Annotated in this window: 11 protein-coding genes; 8 read left to right on the plus strand and 3 right to left on the minus strand. The window is 46.1% G+C overall.

The features are described from left to right. Positions 1 to 142 precede the first annotated feature (142 nt). The 6 genes from M23134_RS22755 to M23134_RS22780 all read left to right on the plus strand — a co-directional run bounded on the left by M23134_RS22755 (position 143) and on the right by M23134_RS22780 (position 12450). Positions 143 to 370: a hypothetical protein gene (locus M23134_RS22755; protein WP_157558601.1), complete on the plus strand. Its 228-nt coding sequence runs from the start codon at positions 143 to 145 to the stop codon at positions 368 to 370. Positions 371 to 387: 17 nt separating this feature from the next. Further along, a complete protein-coding gene (locus M23134_RS38715) occupies positions 388 to 5784 on the plus strand; it encodes a DUF6603 domain-containing protein (RefSeq protein WP_002700013.1) in 5397 nt (1798 codons plus the stop codon). A gap of 79 nt (positions 5785 to 5863) precedes the next feature. Continuing rightward, entirely contained in the window at positions 5864 to 7726 is a 1863-nt protein-coding gene (locus tag M23134_RS22765) for a hypothetical protein (RefSeq protein WP_045114147.1), read from the plus strand. A gap of 986 nt (positions 7727 to 8712) precedes the next feature. Further along, complete coding sequence (locus M23134_RS22770) at positions 8713 to 8973, plus strand: hypothetical protein (RefSeq protein ID WP_002700016.1); 261 nt, start codon at positions 8713 to 8715, stop codon at positions 8971 to 8973. A gap of 330 nt (positions 8974 to 9303) precedes the next feature. Next, positions 9304 to 10944, plus strand: coding sequence for a hypothetical protein (locus M23134_RS22775; protein WP_002700019.1), 1641 nt, complete (start codon positions 9304 to 9306; stop codon positions 10942 to 10944). 117 nt (positions 10945 to 11061) lie between these two features. Next, entirely contained in the window at positions 11062 to 12450 is a 1389-nt protein-coding gene (locus M23134_RS22780; RefSeq protein ID WP_002700020.1) for a reverse transcriptase domain-containing protein, read from the plus strand. Positions 12451 to 12933: 483 nt separating this feature from the next. On the opposite strand, the gene M23134_RS22785 is transcribed toward M23134_RS22780, so the two are convergent. Together M23134_RS22785 and M23134_RS22790 are read right to left on the minus strand one after the other, a co-directional pair. Then, complete coding sequence (locus M23134_RS22785; RefSeq protein WP_002700021.1) at positions 12934 to 13911, minus strand: SPFH domain-containing protein; 978 nt, start codon at positions 13909 to 13911, stop codon at positions 12934 to 12936. Between the two features lie 14 nt (positions 13912 to 13925). After that, a complete protein-coding gene (locus M23134_RS22790; protein ID WP_002700022.1) occupies positions 13926 to 14816 on the minus strand; it encodes a flotillin family protein in 891 nt (296 codons plus the stop codon). A gap of 229 nt (positions 14817 to 15045) precedes the next feature. Between M23134_RS22790 and M23134_RS22795 the strand changes: the two genes are divergently transcribed. Beyond that, positions 15046 to 16083 carry a hypothetical protein gene (locus M23134_RS22795; protein ID WP_002700025.1) on the plus strand — a complete coding sequence of 346 codons (1038 nt, stop codon included), beginning with the start codon at positions 15046 to 15048 and terminating at the stop codon, positions 16081 to 16083. Between the two features lie 43 nt (positions 16084 to 16126). Next, positions 16127 to 17647, plus strand: coding sequence for a DUF5723 family protein (locus M23134_RS22800; protein WP_157558602.1), 1521 nt, complete (start codon positions 16127 to 16129; stop codon positions 17645 to 17647). 31 nt (positions 17648 to 17678) lie between these two features. On the opposite strand, the gene M23134_RS22805 is transcribed toward M23134_RS22800, so the two are convergent. Beyond that, positions 17679 to 18905, minus strand: coding sequence for a dienelactone hydrolase family protein (locus tag M23134_RS22805; protein ID WP_002700028.1), 1227 nt, complete (start codon positions 18903 to 18905; stop codon positions 17679 to 17681). Positions 18906 to 18946: the final 41 nt, after the last annotated feature.

Consider the following 18946-nt stretch of genomic DNA (forward strand, 5'->3'; position numbering starts at 1 on the left):
GTGACCTGGAGGTTTTAGCGATATTATGGGAGGGAGCCCAGCTCCAGTAGCGCCAATTATTTCACCTTCTCCAGATAAATTAGCTAGGAAAAGAAAGCTAGATACACACGAAGAAGGTGATACTAGTAGCATTATTGGTTCCATGGAGTCTGCCCGAAGCTCTTTTGGATTGACCGATTCAACCATCCGAGAATCCAGCCTAGAGAGTGCTATTTCTAGTGCTTCTTTGGAATCATTATCAGAACCACCCTCTCAAAAAAGACGAAGGACGAATGTTAACGTTGCTTCTGCCTTTGTGCCTTCTCTTGATCCTGCCACTGCCCAAAAGTTCAATGACCTTTGGAATGATGGTAATTTAATTATGGTATGAGCCTAATGAGAAACAAAATGACAAACCTAAATAAAACCATCAAATCTACCGACTCTACAGCACATAGCAAATTACTTTCTTTGCTAGAGGTATTTGCTCTGGAGTTGGGAGAGGTACAGGTATCTTCTACCAATGCCTACACTCAGGTAAGTGCAGGCAAGGCGAGCCTGCTGAATCAAATAAACGTAGCCACTACCTTTACCGAAACCCGCCAAACCAGAGGAAACAAGGTAAAGTTAGCCGCTGATTTGGCAAGCCTTAGTCTCGCTGATTTAGCCCCCTTGCTGGGGTTAAACCCAGGGTATGAGCTGTTGTATGGTCTGCTAGAGTTTAGCGACGTACATCTGGAAGCCACCGCCTTTGACCAACACGATTGGGAAGAGCTCACCATTAGTGGTACTGTACCTGCTGCCAACCAAGAAAGTTGGAAGTTTCTGGAGTTGGAGGTAGGCAATCCTTTGCCGCTCAAAGACCTAACATTGGCGGTAAACGTGCGTCACCAATCAGGCAGTTTTCGCAAACGCTATCGGGTAACTGTTACTGGCAAGCTTACCCTGAGCGGGCAAGATTTAACCGTAGAGCTCAGCTTACCTATAGGCAATACGGGTACTTGGAGCTTACGTTTGTTACCTCCAGGAGTGAACTTTAACCTCACAGGGCTGGCTCAGTTGGCCATGGGGAGCAATGCTTTCAACGATTTGCCTACTCAAATCAAAAACCTGCCAGACTTTGACCTACAGCACCTTGAGATTCATTTTGACCCCAGTGCCAAAAAGGTGTATGACCTGAGTTTTGGGTTGCAAACTACAGGGGCTTGGAATATTTTGCCCGACGATGGCTCGGTACTGGCTCTGAAGCAATTGGGGCTGGAGCTCGTCATTAGGCAAAATGGCAATGGTGGCTATAGTTATCAGGGGCAGGTAAAAGGAGCGGCACATGTGGGGAGTTTCGACATAGAGGCAACAATTCCGTTGCCTCTGCGGGGCGCTGTTACACTGCAAACCCAAAGCACCCAAGCACTGCCTTCATTGGGGGCGTTTACTGATCTCTTGGGGGGCACAGCGCTTACTTCCCTGTTGCCCGAGGGCTTGAGCAGCAGTTTTTCCTCTAACCTGAAAAACCTACGTCTGGTCATCGACCTGGATAAAAAACAGCTTCATGAGTTTGACCTGAGCCTGTCAGCAGCTACTCCGTGGCCAATTTGGGAAAACCACCTCGAAATTCAGGAGCTTGACCTCCAAGTATTGCTTCAAAGAAGCAGCAATGGCTGGCAAACTTCGGGTAGCTTGCAGGGCAAGGGTACTCTTGAGGAGGTAGCACTTGCCTTGCGCATTGACAAACCTATCAACAATCCTTGGCAAATTACCTTATTGGAACCCATCAGCTTTGGTCTGGACGGGGTAAAAAACCTGACCGAGGTAGATTTGACCAGTGATGGTAACAATACTTTGCCTTCTGCTCTCAAAAATGATAATGCTGTGGGCGTTACCCTGCGCGAGTTTGAGCTACAGGTACAGAAAGATAGCCCTAAAATTCCTTACCTGGCAGTATATATTGAGAGTCAGGGCAGACTGGAGATCATTCCTGGATTGAGCCTACAGGAAGTAGCCTGTGTGCTTCAGATCGAAAATCCGCTGGACAATGCCACCCGCAAAACAACTGGGCAAATAGGAGGAACCATTCAAATAGGAGAACACCCTTTGCGGTTGGTTTCTACCAAAAATGACCAAAATTCGGGCTGGACTTACCAAGGTAGTACCGATTTGGGAGATGATATTTCGTTGACCAGTTTGTTACAAACCCTCTTTTCGGGGCTGGGGGTAAACTTACCCGATAATTTGCCCGAACTCACGGTGCGCAATCTGGAGCTTACTTATAGCCCTACTGCCAAAACCATGGCATTTAAGGGAGCCTCAACGCTTAAAATAAGCGAGCAACTGGAAGGTGATTTTACCATAAATGTTGACCATGCGCCTGATAAATTCACTTTTGAAGGAGCTGGAGCCATTAGAGTAGGTGGAGCTGCTTTTGAGCTAAACACCCAATACGACAGCCAACAACCCAACGAGTGGGCATTTAGTGCCCAAACTGTTGGGGCAGTAGAATTGGCTCAACTTCTACGGGAAATGCTTGAGGCAGTTTATTTGCCAGCACCTGAGGTGTTGCCTGTGAACCTGATGGTAGAAAATGCCTTGTTGGAAACCAAACCACGCCTCAAGTATTACCACCTTGCGGGTGATGTTGCACTAAATGCCAAAATTGCCCAGTTTTCTCTGGATTTACGAGTGGCATTAGAGCTGACCCACCCAGCGCAAGCCTCCAATCAGTCAGTAGCCACTAAAGCCTGGCAGGTAGTGCTGGAGGCAGCCAGTGAACTTGACATTGCTGGAGTAGGGGTACAACTTAAGGGCAACTATCAGACTGGGCAAGGTTGGATATTGAGCGGCTCAACTGCCCCCAATCAAGTCATTCCCATTGGTACACTCATGGCCGATATAGCCCAGAAATTTGGCGTATCTTCAGACCAGTTGAGTATTTTGAACGGCATTGAATTTAAAAACCTCAAAGCCGACTTGAATACTGGAAGCCGCAATTATGCTTTCGGCGGCGAAGTAGACTTTGCCATTGCTTCTGGCAAAACGGTGAGCCTTCGCCCCCACATTGCCCTTACCCGCCAGCAAGGCAATGCTTACAAAAAAGAGTTTGCCGGGCATTTGGAGATACCACTTGGTGACCAAACCCTGAAGTTTGACCTCATTTTTGATAAAAGCAACACCAACAGTCTCATGTTAGCGGCTTATCACAACGACAATCCTGCTGATATTTCGTTGAGTGAACTGTTGGAAAAGGTAGGCATTGGAGGAGTACCCGATGTGCTCAAGATTCGCTTGCGAGAGGCGGCTTTGGCTCACCAAAAAACCAGCATTGGGGGCAATAATGAAACTACCCAAAACCTGTTTACTGCTCAGGTAGATGGTGGGCTCAATCTATCGGCGTTGCCGTTGGTGGGCAAAATGTTTCCCGTAGGAGAGAGCATTACCCTACAGGTGCAGTTGTTGATGGCATCGGCTGGTTTTTCTCAGGCAAACCTTGGCGAAATTAATGCTTTGTTGCCTGAAGGTATCAGCCATTTGCAAACTGAACAGGACATTACTCAAGGCACCCACCTGGAAGCCAAGCTTCAGGTAGCCGATGATTTGTTTCATTTGGACTTGCCTGTGGCAGTCAATGAAAATCCAGAGGAGCCTAACCCCAACGGTTCAAACTTGCCTCCAGAGCCACTTAAAACCACGGCAGACAGCACCGATGATGGCACCAAATGGTTTGCGCTCCAGAAAAACCTCGGTCCAGTGCATTTCCATCGCATTGGCTTGGGTTATGGCGGGGGCAAAATCAAAGCTGCCCTCGATGCTTCCTTTGCCTTGGGTGGGCTCACCATTAGCTTAGACGGCTTGAGCGTAAGCTCGCCATTGACTAAGTTCAGCCCCTCCTTCGACCTCAAAGGGCTCGGCATCGACTACCACAACGATGCCCTCGAAATAGGCGGCGCATTTTTGCGAGAAACGGTAGACGGCGAAGACGAATACGACGGCACCGCCATCCTCAAAATGGAGGAGTTTTCGCTGGGGGCAATAGGCTCTTATACCAAGCAAGAGGGGCATCCTTCGTTGTTTATTTTTGCTACTCTAGACGCCCCATTGGGTGGTCCTCCCTTCTTTTTTGTGAAAGGCTTAAGCGCAGGCTTTGGCTACAACCGCGCCTTGCGCATGCCTACCTCTGCCGACAAAGTGCTGGACTTTCCGTTGGTGGCAGAGGCAATGCAAGGGCAAGCAGGCAATACTTCGCCCAACCTAAGCGATGAACTGGAAAAGATTCACCTATACATTCCGCCCGCCATTGGGCAAATGTTTTTGGCGGTAGGCGTCAATTTTTCTAGCTTCGAGCTGATAGAGTCCAGCATGTTGTTGGCGGCGTCGTTTGGCAACCGCTTTGAGCTCGATTTGCTGGGGGTGTCTACCCTGGTTACGCCGCCCGCCGAAGCTGGAGGCAACGAAGAAGCCCTGGCGGTGGTGCAAATGGCACTCAAGGGGGCTTTTATTCCCGACGAAGGTTTTGTGGGGCTGATGGGGGTGCTTACGCCCCAATCGTATGTGCTTTCTAAAGACTGCCACCTCACGGGCGGCTTTGCTGCGTATAGTTGGCTCAAGGGCGAGCATGCCGGAGACTTTGTGATGACGGTGGGGGGCTACCATCCCGCCTTTGCCAAGCCTGCTCATTACCCCAGTGTGCCCCGAGTGGGTTTCAACTGGGCGCTGGATAGCCATACCAGCATCAAGGGCGACATGTATTATGCCCTGTGTGCCCACGCGCTGATGGCAGGTGGGCACCTGGAGGCGATGTACCACAATGGCAACCTGCGGGCGTGGTTTAAAATGGGAGCTGACTTCTTGATTTCCTGGAAGCCCTACCACTACGACATCTCGCTATATATAGACATTGGGGCTTCGTATACTTACCACTTTTTTGGTACCCACCACATTACGGTAGACCTGGGCGCCGATGTACACATTTGGGGACCTAAGTTTGCGGGGCACGCCCGCATCCATATTTGGATCGTCTCTATTGGGGTAAGCTTTGGGAGTTCGTCGGGCAAAACGCTTCAGCCCATTGACTGGGACAATTTCAAAAAAGGCTTTTTACCCAAAGAAGATGACAAATACCTGAGTGTAAATGTGAAAGATGGCTTGGTGAGCAAGGGTAAAGATGATACGCATTTGGGTGCCATCAACCCCAAACACTTTGCTATAGTAACCGATGGGGTGATTCCTGCTAAAGAAGTAACCTGGGGTAGCCAATCTGTACCGAAAACCTGGAACACTGCCTTTGGCATTGCCCCTATGGACAAAGCTGCCGATAAGGTAAGCAGTAGCCAAACCATCAAGCTTACCCGTGAGGGGGGAGATTATACTCAAAACCTGAAGTACAAACCTGTAACCAAAAAAGTGCCTGCTGCCATGTGGGGACAAAAACTACAGCATAACCTCAATGATGCCCGCTTTGTAGACAATGCCTTTGCTGGGCTAGAGATCACAGCCAAGGAGTCTACCCCAGGGCATAGCCAGTTGGTTGACCGTGATTTTGTGAAGTATGAAACCACTGCGTTGGGTGGTGCTATTGGCTGGGAAACCAGAAACCCTTTTACCAAAAATGTGGGTGATGCAGAGGCAAAAGAAAAGATTAACAACAGCATCGTAGTCGCTAAAAGCGAAGGCGAAGATAAAAAAAATAAAAATGCTGACATTCTGAATGCTTTGGGGCTAGGCAATGCAACCGTTGATCTGAATGATAAAGTAGCAGATCACTTTGTATTGGCTCCACAGGTAGAAGAAGTGCCACAAGTGACTCCTGCGTAAAGCAAAGTTAATTTATACCTGACAGAGTTAAAAAAACTGTCAGGTATTCACCATCACAAAAAAATAAATGGATAAGACAATGAATACCCAACCAACCAAAATAGATTTTGTTCAATACCACCAGCCAGGGCTCGAGAGTGGCGAGTACCAACTGACCATCAGCCAAACCTTGAGCGTAGATGATGAAGCCAAAGCCACCCCTTCGCTTACCCGAAATTTTCATGTAGCAGGGGAGCGTTTTCATCTCCAGCCCGAACACATACACAGTGTGTTTCCGCCCGCCCATAGCCAAAGCGATTATGCCAATGTGTTTCCGCATGTGTTGCTCTCGCGCAATACCCTGCCTTGGGAGCGGGAGGTGTATTCGGATGATAACGAGACACCTTGGCTTGCCTTGTTGGTAGTGCACGAAAATGAAATGGATAAAGTAAGTGAAAGCATCGTTGCGATTGGGAACATAGCCGAAGGAGTGGCAAGTGCCCCTGATGTAAACAATCTGGAGCCAGGGCAAACCAATGCCACCAAAGTAGCCGTGGTTGACATCAAAAAGAGTTTGCTGGACAAAATAATGCCCAATGAACAAGCCTTGCGGTTGTTGACCCACGTGAGGCAAACCAAAGACAACGAAGGCAACCTTGCTGGACACGACATGGCGACTGTAGTAGCCAACCGCCTGCCCAAAAAAGGTGAACAGAATACGGTGTATTTGGTGTCTTTGGAGAATAGATTGAAAAGTGATGGAACTTTTAATTATCAGAGGGCAGGCACTACTGACAAAGTTCGCTTGGTAAAGCTTCATAGCTGGGAGTTTACCAGTACCGAAACTATAGGCGATTTTGCCACCATTCTTAAAAACATGGATAGCAGGGTTTCTACCTTGCGTTTACCTGATAGCAATACTGTAGCAGCACCATACCTGAAAAACGGCCTTTACCCCTTGCCCCACCGCATGCGCCAAGGCGCCCAAACGGTTTCGTGGTACCATGGGCCTTTGTCGCCTCGCTCCAATGCCGAAACCTTTGACTTTCCTGCCAAAGGTGCCGATGCCTTGGTGCGCTATTATGAGAAAGACGGCATGTTTGATGTGTCGTATGCTGCCGCCTGGGAGCTGGGGCGTTTGCTTGCCTTGCAAAACACCCATTTTTCTACCTCATTGTACCAGTGGAAGCGGCGCTATGCCAAAACCCAACGCCACGGCAATAACCCAACGCATTTGGCGGGATCCGTTACGGATACCACACTTGAGGCTTTGCCTGCGCAAATCCGCGATTGGCTCACCAAGCTGGAAAACCTCGAAGGCGTACCGTTTAACTATTTGGTGCCCGATGAGGAACTGCTGCCTGTAGAGTCTATCCGGTTTTTTCAGTTAGACAGGCTATGGATGGAGGCTTTGCTGGACGGCGCCTTTAGCATGGGGCGGGTCACCAGTGGCGACCACGCCTTGGATGACGAAATAAGGGCGTTGGAGGAAGCTTTTGTGCCCAGTGCAACCACCATCAGCGGTTTTATTATGCGCTCCGAAGCAGTAGCAGGCTGGCCAGGCATGCAAGTAGAGGGCAAAACAGCCAACGATGTCCCGCTTGAACTCATTCGCCGGGTGGCTTTGTCGCCCAATGTCATGCTTTGCTTATTCAAAGGCGATTTGCAAACTTTAGATTTACATCTGAAGCCCGAAGTGTTGCATTTTGGGGTAGCTCATGATCACAAAAAGGCGCTTCGTGATGTTAACGGGCAGGAAATTGACAAAGAGGGGGGAGGAAAATTGAAGGTAACGGTGCCTTTTAATGATAAATTGGTGCTTGAACTGCCTGATTTATCGAAAAATATTTCTACAAAAAAAGAGAACAATGACAACGTATACTGGTCTGGCGCAAACCCCACTTCAACCCACCTTGCCCTGCAAATGCTGGAAGGAGTAGAGCTGGTAAGGTTTACTAAGTAATAATCGTGTTTGATACTAAAATATTTGCTGCCCGGCATGACTTCATGCCGGGCTTTATTTTCCAGCTTATTTTTACCCATCCAACCTGCTTACTATTCATCAAGGTTTTCTTGTAAAACCTGTGCAGGCTGATTGAATTTTTTTCAGGTACTGATCAGCCCCACATCGAGCATTGGCGTCAACTTAACTTTTCAAGTGAAGGCTTTAAGTATTTGATAAACAATGCCTTCATTTGAAAATAATCTTGAGTTGTTAGAAACACACGCGGCTTCTATCGGGCGTGGAGACACTGCCCGAGGTGGTGGAATACTCTTCTAAATATTAGCCATACCTGGCAGGTTTTAAAAACCTGCCAGGTATAAAATTTCCTGCAAAATGGTGTCTCCTAATAAAGTTTGGCAACTTTTGAATGATGGGATAACCTTGTATGGACTAAGGAATGTTGAGAAATTAAATTACTATAGTAACGCCAAAATATTTTGTTGGCAGAAGAGGCAGGGCAATATCCAGTGGATGTTGAACCAGCCCTGCGGGACGGCGACATAGCAGCGCTAAGGCAAGTTTTTTTAACGAATTCTGTCAGCGAAAGACGACGTTAAAAATGTAAATTTATTTTGGTACTATTCCTAAAATATTTTATTTGAATTTATTATAAAACAGTACCGTCATTGCCTCAGCTTCCGCCGTCGCTTGTGTCTTCACAAGAGACCAGACTGTCTTTGGGCGCTTTTTTTAGAGACTCAATCAGCGAGTGGAGACACTCGCTGAGGTAGTGGCGGTATTTTTGGGGTGAATTTTCTACACTTGTTTGCTTAACCTGACGGCTATGGTGTCTCCACGAGCGAAACCTTCAAAAATAATGTTTCCAGACGCTGCGAGCTTTGCTGAGCACCGATATTCATCGATATCTAAGGACTCGTAAACTCGGTTGTGGAGACACAAACCGAGGCGAGAAATATTCTTTTACACTATAAACACAATTTATCATGGGAAAAAAACTCGAAAACCTGGGCAGGTTGTCCTTTGCGGGCACCTTTGCTCTATTACTGTTTGCCATCATCATTTTACTGATGTTTATCGCCGTACCTTTGGCAAACAAAGAAATCATTACGGCGGCTATTCCGCGCTTGATTGAGCTGGAGAGCTTGATGATTGCGTTTTTCTTTGCCAGAAACACCGCTCAGCCACCCACAAAGCCACCTGACGCGGTGAGTACCCCCCGGCTTAAACAGCCTGAGGTAAAATAATTGATTGTGCTGCCTTGCCAGGCAAATACTACCCAGTATTATTTGAAGCCCTATTTTTTAGCCCAAAAAACAGGAGGAACAAGTAGTCATACTTAAAACGATTTGATTTTTAGTTTTAATTTTTTGAGTAGTGCCTGGCCAGGTATGCCTTTTTGCCTCAACAATTGATTTGAAAGCCAATCAAAACAATGGGTTGTTGTCAGATATTTATCAAAAAATATTATTTAAATATTGATAAGTTTGACGTACTACCATAACATTTTTTTTATATTATCTTTAAGTCATCATTTCAAAATCAGGAATACCTTACTTTAACTAAAACCAAAACCAATGCAAGTAACCCAATCTTATGCCCGCCCCAGTTCTTCGCAGGTAGACTCGGAGGGGATGAAGTTCAACTTTTCGGCTGAGATGTCCCGCAAGCCAGTGTCTATCAATGCAGTCATCAAAAATAGCTTGGCGTATGCCCGCCTTATGCTTGCCCTGCGCGAGGTAGTCAAAGGCGACTGGCGCCCCGCCCAAAAAGACCATACCGCTTACCAGGAGTGGGTAGCAGAACGCTACCTGGAAGAGTTGCCCCAACACATGAAAGGGGTAGAAGCCAGGAAAATTAAAAAGCTGGAGGAGCGCGAAAAACTTCAGACCAAAAAAACCGCCCTTCGAAAAGAAATAAGTAAAACCCAAAGCGTAGTAAACAAAGCCCGTCGCCAGTACTATAATTGGCTTTACCAGCACGACCGTGACAAGTGGATGGTGCTCGACCCAGTAATAAGTGTGCACCCCGATGCGGTTATTTTTGAAGCCTTCTCGCTGGACGAGTCAAGTTACGGACGTATTTCGGTGCCTTCTAAACTGTTGGAAACTATAGGAGAGATAGATTATGGTACTACCAATATAGACTTTAGCCAGGCGCTTGCCGATGAGATTTACCGGGTGAGAAGCTACCGTCCGGCGTGGCTCAAAGTAGCCTTCGAGAAAGTAGAACTGTCTACTGCAGCAGGGGGCACCGTAGAGAAAAAAATTGACTTGCCCGAAAGCTGGGTACGTGGGTTTTTGCAGGTACAGTCAGCGTCTACGTTAGACGGCATCAGGGTAACCTTGCATTCGCAAACAGTGGCCAAAATTTTGTTGGAACTGGAACGCAAAAAAGAAAGAGAAAGCCCGCGTTCGCTCCGGTTTATGCTCAAAAAAGGCGAAAAAACTACCATTGTGATCGACCCCTGGGGCATAGAGGTAGAAGATACCAATGTATACCAGGGAAGCCATGAAGGGGAGGTTCGTTTGTGGGGGCGTCGTCGTTTGTTTGTGCTTAAGGAGCTTTTGCCTTATTCCGACAAGGTAGAAGTAAAGCTATTGGGCACAGGTATGCCTTCTTATTGGACGGTAGAAATGGACGGGCACCGCTTTGACCTGGGGCTTTCGGGCTGGACCTCGAACGACTGGGCAAAAAAAGGGAATTTTGATTTGCTTGCCTCTACTGGTAATACCAAAAACATAGACATTAAAAAGGTAGAACAAGTACTGATTCAAAAGTTGGCCACCACCCCCCAGGAGGTAGCCGAGCTCATGGGCATAGACCGCAGCAATGCTACTTTTGCCTTGCAGGAACTTGCCAAAAACGGGCAAGCAATGTATGACCACCTCACGGGCACCTACCGTTGGCGTCAATTGCTACAGCAAGATATTAAGCTCACCAAAAACGAAGAAGACGAACGTTTAAAATACGCGGTATCACTGGTAAAAGGCGGCCAGGTAGAAATTATGCGTTCTGAGCGGTTAGATGGTGGCTTGACCGAATACAGTGTGGGCGTACAGGGCAAAAACTTTTACAAACCTACCATTCATTTAGACCTGGATGGGCGCATCAAATATGCCGAGTGTGGGTGTAGCTTTTTCCGACGCAACAAACTACGCCAAGGCCCTTGTGCCCACATTATGGCAAGTGTGATCTCTATTTCGAAGAATGCTTAAGAGCAGCAAGGGATGAGCAACAAGCTACAAGTTTGTGATACAAAGTTGTAACACTTGTAGCCTGTTGCTTGAAGCTTGCACCTCCCAAAAAACTACTTACTAATAAAAACCTAAAACATGGCAAATCAAACAACGACAAACTGGCGGGCTGAGTTAAGGAGTGTCGGTAAACAATATTTTGAGATTCAGGAGATGATTCGCATGGGCTTTCTGAAGCTAGACCCTGCCGAATTGGATATGCTCAAACAACGGTATACAGAATTAAACAAGGTCAATAAAGAGCTTAATAAGTTAAGCAAAGAACTAGAGGGGCTGGAAGATATAACCCCTTTGATCAAAGAAATTAGAAAAAACCGGATTGAGCGGGTAAAGGCGGCACGTGCCATTAGAAAGGTAGAAAAAGCACAAAAAGAAAAGGAAAGAAAAGCTGAAATTGCCCAACGCAAAAAAGACACCCCTTATTACCTGGGCGATGGGGTATCGGCCGGGCTCAAGTTTGAAGGAGGCAACGAAGCCCAACTCAAAGAGGCAGGTTTGCCTGTGGTAAATAATGTGCGCGATTTGTCGGAATTGATGGCGATGCCACAAAGCGATATTTTGTGGTTGTCGTATCACCGCAAGGCGGCTTCTATGGACCACTATAGCCGTTTTCAAATTCCGAAACGCAAGGGAGGGTTTAGAAGCATTGCCTCGCCCAAACCCAAAACCCGCAAGGCGCAGCAATGGATTCTGGAAAATATTTTAAGTAAAATAGACTGCCACGAAGCAGCCATGGCTTTTCGACCAGGCAAGTCCATTGCTGATAACGCCCACTTTCACCTCCAGGCCGAAGTACTCATCAGAATTGACCTGAAAGACTTTTTTCCTTCGCTTAAGTTTGGCAGGGTCAAGGGCTTATTTAAGTCTTTTGGCTACAACGAAGGGGTGGCGTCGGTGTTGGCCCTGATGTGTACCGATGCTTTGCGGTTGAGCGCCAAGCTAGAGGGAAAACAATACTTCGTTGCCTTGGGCGAACGTTATTTGCCCCAGGGAGCTTGTACTTCGCCTGCCATTACCAACCTGATTTGCCGCAAGCTCGACAATCGCTTGAGCAAGTTGGGCGATAAGCTTGACTGGAAATATACCCGTTACGCCGATGACATGGTGTTTTCGAGCAGTAACAAAGAGACTGACCTGAAGCATATCCTGGGCTTGTCGAAAAAGATTATTGGCGAAGAAAACTTTGTGATTCACCCAGACAAAACAATGGTGATGCGAGGGCACCAACGCCAAACCGTGACAGGAGTGGTGGTAAACAATGATGAGATACGTATCTCGCGCCGCGATATGCGTAATTTCCGGGCGTTTTTGCACCAATATGAACAAAAAGGGGCGGCTGAAATGACCAAACAATTGGGCAAAGATGCCACTGCCTATGGTAAGGGATATTTGGCTTTTGTGCAGATGATTAACCCTGCTCAAGCCGAAAAGTTTAAGGCTAAACATGGGTGGTTGAGCCAAGCCTAAAGCGCATTCATAGTCAAGAAATAACTTACCTATACCAATGGCAGCAAACCTTCCATTGGTATAGGTTTTTAAAGGGCTTTCTTATAAAAAATGAGAAACCCGGCGGAGACTTTCGGTATTCCGATCGGGCTATGGGGCATAACCCTTCGGAGCAGGCAAAACGAAAATGTGGCATTCTCTTAAATAATCCACTTCATCGCTTCAGCGGGTGCCTCACCATAGCGGCTGTGCCGACATTCAAGAACCTTCAATCAATGTGATAGAAAAAGTGTAACTACCTATGAACCGAATCTATTTCTAAATCCCGATTTATATTTATCGGGGCAGCAGTTTGCTGTGATGAGCTCAACGGAGTTAAACAAAGGGTGTACTTAGAATCTAGCGCCTAGTCCCAAGAACCTTCAATCAACGTGATAGAAAAAGTGTAACTACCTGTAAAACAAGGGTGTACCTAGCACCTAGAGCCTAGTCCCTAGAACCTTATTAAGGCTCAGGGGGCAGTTCATTGCTGCGTTTAGCTGCCAATAGCTTGCGCTGATAACGTACTTTGATACTTTTTTTTTCTACTTCAAATTGCGTTTTCAAGTCTTGGCGTTTGCGCTTGAGGTCTTCTATTTGCTTTTGCAAACGTGTGCGAATATCGGGCGAAACTTCAGCTTCAAGCTTGACCTTCAGGGATACCAAACGAACATCGAGCGCGCCCTGCTCACGCAAAAACCGAATGTGTGCCTGATGAATGGCTGCACTTTCTCCCTGCTGAAACGCCAGCAAAAACTGTTGTTCTTTGGCATTGGTCGCAGTTTGTGTTAGTGGCAGTTCACTGACATCCTTGTGTACTTGAGCCAGGCGTTCTGTCAGTGCTTTAAGTGCCTTGGCTCCCGACAAGATATCAGGGTCAAGGTATTGCCGGGGGGTAAGCCCAATGTGGGTAATACTGGCATTATTTAAAATAAAGCCGCTTAAGTCTCCGCCAATTGCCTGGAGTACCTCTGCTTTGTAGGCATCCCTTTCTTTGAGTAAGCTTTCGTAACTAAATTGCCGAGTGGTTGTTTTGATTGCTTCTAAAAACTTTGCTTCAAATAATTGACGCAAGGTAGCTGTTTGTCCAACTTGTTGGCACCCTATGCTTTGAGCCACCTTCACGATGTCATCTTCTGAATGATTGACGCGCATCATAAAACTGAAATGTAAATTTACTTGCATATCGTCGGCACAAGTGGCACCTTCGTTGTTTTCACAAATGAGGGTAAAGTGCTTATAACGTATGTCCATGCATTCTACTTTATGCAATACAGGGTAGGCCAGGAGCCGGGTAAAAGACACATTGCTGCCAGCCATACCTGTACGGATAAGGGCAAAGCCGGGTGGAGCTATTTTTATACATTGAGCATATAGCAGCACAGCGCCCATGAAAATTAAGCAGGCAAAAGTTACAATCACTAGTACAACTGGTAATGGCATAAGGGCAATAGTATTTAGGGTTTTAGATTATTTTCGTCGTTTTTTTTCTCTGATTTTATTCGTTCGGCCTCTTTTTGTAACTGGTCAATCTTTTGTTTTTCCTGTTGTGCCTGTGCGCGTACTTTTTTCAGTTCCAAGTCTATGTCATCCGGTTTGTTTTGCTCAGCCTTAGCGGTGTATTTTGCCAACTCAACCTGTTTTTCGGCTTCCAAACGAGCTATTTCAAGTTGTTGTTTTATTTCAATTTTTACCGATTCCAACTCAAACGCTTGTTTGGCTTCTTCAGCCATTAAGTTTTTGTGCAACAAGGGATCAAGTTCCCCAACAACCGTGCTTTCTTCCTTGCTGGGTACCTTCATTGCAAGCCGCCCAGCCTTGGCTTTGCCTTGCTGTTCCAGGTAATCATCTTCATTATAAAAATCAAAGGAAGTGCGCTCAATGCTTTCTACTAACATATCCTCTAGTTCAAACCCTGACAAGTCTTTCCCTATGACCTCTAGTGTCATATCCCTCAGTTTATCGGGCTGGCTACGCAAGTCCTCAAAGTTCATTGTTTGCCCTACCACCCGCAATGCGTGCTCAAAATGGGGCAAAAACCATTGTGCCAAATAGGTGGGGTCAGTGAGTTGATCAGTGTCAAAAGAGTGAAACACATTTTGAATATAACTTGGATTGGCACCCACTTTTATATCAAATACCACTTTTACATCTGCTTTGATAAAATCTTTGCACAAAATTGCCTGGCTTTCGCTCAAGTGCAAAGACAAATGCAGCAAAGATAAATCAATGATAGTGAGATGGTGAAAAAAGGGAACAACTTGTATTTGACCAAAGCTAACGACAGTACCGCCTGCACCCACCCGTACTAAAGCTTGCTTGGTTTGGGCTTTTTTGAATAAGAACATAAAAAGGTGATTAGAAGGTTACAAAATAAGATTGATGGCTTATTATAATAGGCAACAACACTTTCAACGGGTGTTTTCTATCCATCATCGCCCACCATTTGCTTCAAAAAGATACGGTATCTCAAAGATAGTCAAAAGTTTTGCCATAAAAGTTATGGGTTTTGGGTGGCGTTCAGATAGCCAATTCCGTTGATTTTAAGACATCAAATGATTCACTAAATATTATTCAATGCACACCAAACACGCACTTTTGTCTATTCGCCTATGGCTTTTTGTGGGCATTCTGGGCAGTTTAATTACTGCTTGCAACCTCAACAACAATCAGGACATTACCTTAGATTGGCAACCCGACATTCTTGCCCCCATTGTAAAAGGAACAATGGGGGTACTTCAGCAGCCCGACATCCAAAATGTAGATTTTTCTATTGCTATTCCCGCCAGTTCGTTAGGATTGGATGGCTACAGCGGCACTGTCCCAGTAGTGCCAGCTTTTGGTCCCATCGACTCTGTCAAGCGTACCTACACGATTACGGACGCCAACAATGCCTTGATTTTTGAATCGGTAGAAATAGATAGTATCCAAATCAGTACTTCTTTTAGCAATCCTTTCCCGGTGGCATTGTCAGCAGGCATGCGCATTGTTTTTCGCAATCAAGGCGAAACCAATGCCTTGATCACCCATACAACTACGCAAGAGGTGGCTCCTAATGCCAGCTATTCTTTTAGCCAACTGGTGCTCAGTACTACACTGAACTCAAACCTGGAAATAGGCATAGAAAACATACAATCGCCTGGAGGGTCAAATGTCGATTTTAGCAACATTAGCGACCTTACCATGAATATTCAACTACAAATTTCAGGAATCACCGCCATCACACTTGCGCCCAATGTATCGGCAAGCTTTGAAACCACCGACAATTTTGACCTGGGGTTGGGCAGCGAAGTAGAAAACCTGGAAGGCAGTTTGATCCTCAAACACGACAATCAAACCCCGTTGAACCTGGCAGTACAAGCATACTTTCTTGCCGATGATCAAACTACAGTCATCGACTCGCTTTTCGAAGTGCCATCACTTATTAGCGCAGGCGACACATTATCGGTACGCGTAAGTTCTACCTCGTTACTCAACAATTTACGCAATACTAAATATATAAAGTTTACAACCGGGTTCGATACCAACGGACTGAGCAGTAGTGTACGCATTGATGGCGCTACTATGTATAAGTTTCAGCTCATAGCAGATGTAAAAGTGAAATTAAAAAATTAGTGCTTTAGCAATTATGAGGCAATTACCTTTCTATAAATCACCGATGATGATGTCCAAAAAAATATACGTACTATTATGCACCATAGCATGGGGTGGGGTATTTTGTGTGGTCGCAAATGCGCAAAACAATCCTGCTGCAGCCTATGGCAGTCACTTTACCTTGCAAGGCGCACGTTACCAACCCAGTAAGCTGGGGTTAGGCTCAGAGCGTGTACAAATTAACCTGGCCAATGCTTATGGATGGTTTGGGAACAATATTACGAGCATGGGAGAAGTAGAGCGTTTGTTGGGGGGCAACTTGACTTCTGAAGAAGTAAACGAAAAAATAGAAGAACGTTTGGGACAACTCAATCGAACAAACCGGGCGAGTTTTGGGCTCCATGTACAGCCCATAGGAGTGGCTATTAAATTTGTACGAAAAAAACCTGCCTATAGCATCCGTACCCCTACAGCATTGTGCCAGCCTGAAGATTCTTATATAGAGCGTTTTACTATATCGGCAGAAATAAACGAACGCGTGGAAGGGAATATCTTCTTGTCTAAAACCCTGGCACAATTTGCCTGGAAGGGTAATAAGCAGTTTGCGGGCCAAACGGTAGACCTGGGGCGAGTAGGAGGAACTGGTTTTTGGCTCAGGGAGTTTGTCGCTGGTTTTGCTGCCCCTGTTCGCATTGGGAAACGTGCCAAAATTGGCTTTACTCAAAAAAAACTTCGCCCTCAAGAAATGACCCTACGCATAGGAGGGCGAATCAAAGTATTGGAAGGAATGATGGCTTTTCGTACGTCAAGATTTTCGGGCAATATGACAACGGCTGTTGATGGAAGTAGTTTGGGGTTTGACATAGACTACCAACTCAATGGGGCACTGCCTTATGACAGGATTAACGCAGACGGCAACCCGGTACTGGATGCAGAAAACCCCGCCAATCCTTTAACAGTACGAGGGCGTGGTTTGGGGTTTGACGCAGGTGCTACTTTTACATTTCAAAACAGGGTTTCAATATCCGCAAGTTTGTTGGATATAGGGATGGTACGTTATACCAAGCAAACGCTTAACTATACTGTACAAGACCAATTTACGTTTGAGGGAGTGCCCATTACGCTGGGGGTAGGGAATAACAACCTGACCGACAGTACCCAATCGTTTGTAGACTCACTGACTGCACGTTTTACCCCCACACCCACTCAAAACAGCTTTAATATGGCACTGCCTATGCGCCTGGCCTTACAGTTTGAGTATAAAATACCTGCCAAAGACCGCAAAGGACGCAGCTTTAACCTGCACCACTTTTATGCTACTTATGTACAAGGGTTCACCGAATTGGGTACAGCCACCCGTCGTCCCAGTATGCAATTGGGTTATAACCTCAATTTGTTTACCATTGCCAACTTTGGGCTGGCTACCAGTTTTGGGGGACACAACGCTTTTGCTATGTCGGGCTACTTTTCATTTCGGGCAGGTCCTGTACGTTTGGGAGTAGGCTCTAGTGCCCTTACTTACCTTGTGAGCAAAGATAATACGACCGGAGCAGACATTTCTTTTAACCTGGGGGTAGCTTGGTAAGCACCCTACCTGTGTTACAATAGGGTGTTTTTCAGGCGATTTTTACTTTTATCTCTGCCCCAAACAACATTGTACGGTCGTTGTCTATGGCGTGCCACTTAAGCAAAGTGGTGATACTGGGTGAAAGTATTTTATCGAATACAACCTGTTGATTAGCAATAACTCTCACGGGGTGGGCAAAGTCAAAATGAGCTGGCGAACATAAAATGGTGACCTCACTTACATTGTCACTGGTCAGTACTACTTCATTGCCATTTTTTTGGGCACGTACCCGCCCCGACACCTTGTCTCGCCTAAACATTTGGTTGTGGTAGTTCAATATGGTATTTACACTGACCAAACGATCTGTATTTTCCGACTCTTTAGTCAGTTTGTCGATGATCAGCCAATGAACACGGGCGTGTTTATCTACAGTTTCGGTTTCCCAATAAAGCTGATCGGGCAAAGGTTGCCTTGGGTGGGTAGTGATAAACTCTATGACTTTACTTTTCATTGCCGGAAACCAGTCCATATTGTGTCCTGCATTTTCGAGCATATAAAAATCCATGTCAATGCCTGCTTTGCGCAAAAGTTCGGCATACGGTATCACAATTTTGGGCGGGAATACGTGGTCTTTTTCTCCGTTTACAATCAAAAAAGGGCGGTTTTTGAAGTTAGACACATAGATTTGGCGCTGGCTTAAGGCATTGAGTCCGGCAATATTTGCCAAATAAGGAAAAAAACTTGCCCAGAGTGTAGGGCAAGTATTGGCCATGTAATAAGCCCCTGTACCACCATCCGACATTCCGGCAAGGTGTACCCTGTTTTCGTCAATATTGTATTGTTGTTTTAGTTGGGCCAGAATATTTGCCAGGTTTTCGAGTTGACTTTCTGCCCACCAAGGAGAGGTTTTGAAACCCGCCGGATACACTGAAATATAGTTGCGGTGTTCATAGGTGGCGGCCTGCGTGTCGATAAACTTGTGTATACATCCTTGCTTATTTTTTGTGCTTACCAACCCGTGTAAAAATACTTTGACCGTATATTTTTGGGTAGGGGTATAGTGGTAAGGGATAAACACCAAACAATAGTGAGGCTCCCGGGCAATGTTATTGGGGAGTTGCCACTCAACAAATCCACGAGTTACCGCAGTGGTGTATACCTGTCCTTGTTTGAGTTGTTGGTATGCTTTAGCGAAATCAGGGTTCAGGTCAGCAATTTGTAAGGCGATTTGTTGCCTTTCGGCAATATCAGAAGAGTTCCAGAGAGGGGCAAACATGTGAGCTTAAGTTTAGTTGATGCTGGGCAACTTACTAAAAT

This window comes from Microscilla marina ATCC 23134 (assembly GCF_000169175.1).
GTDB lineage: Bacteria > Bacteroidota > Bacteroidia > Cytophagales > Microscillaceae > Microscilla > Microscilla marina.

Excerpts from the sequence above, each read along its gene's own strand:
- M23134_RS22755 (WP_157558601.1), top strand. The coding sequence starts at position 143 with ATGGAGTCTGCCCGAAGCTCTTTTGGATTGACCGATTCAACCATCCGA.
- M23134_RS38715 (WP_002700013.1), top strand. The coding sequence starts at position 388 with ATGACAAACCTAAATAAAACCATCAAATCTACCGACTCTACAGCACAT.
- M23134_RS22765 (WP_045114147.1), top strand. The coding sequence starts at position 5,864 with ATGAATACCCAACCAACCAAAATAGATTTTGTTCAATACCACCAGCCA.
- M23134_RS22770 (WP_002700016.1), top strand. The coding sequence starts at position 8,713 with ATGGGAAAAAAACTCGAAAACCTGGGCAGGTTGTCCTTTGCGGGCACC.
- M23134_RS22775 (WP_002700019.1), top strand. The coding sequence starts at position 9,304 with ATGCAAGTAACCCAATCTTATGCCCGCCCCAGTTCTTCGCAGGTAGAC.
- M23134_RS22780 (WP_002700020.1), top strand. The coding sequence starts at position 11,062 with ATGGCAAATCAAACAACGACAAACTGGCGGGCTGAGTTAAGGAGTGTC.
- M23134_RS22785 (WP_002700021.1), bottom strand. The coding sequence starts at position 13,911 with ATGCCATTACCAGTTGTACTAGTGATTGTAACTTTTGCCTGCTTAATT.
- M23134_RS22790 (WP_002700022.1), bottom strand. The coding sequence starts at position 14,816 with ATGTTCTTATTCAAAAAAGCCCAAACCAAGCAAGCTTTAGTACGGGTG.
- M23134_RS22795 (WP_002700025.1), top strand. The coding sequence starts at position 15,046 with ATGCACACCAAACACGCACTTTTGTCTATTCGCCTATGGCTTTTTGTG.
- M23134_RS22800 (WP_157558602.1), top strand. The coding sequence starts at position 16,127 with ATGATGATGTCCAAAAAAATATACGTACTATTATGCACCATAGCATGG.
- M23134_RS22805 (WP_002700028.1), bottom strand. The coding sequence starts at position 18,905 with ATGTTTGCCCCTCTCTGGAACTCTTCTGATATTGCCGAAAGGCAACAA.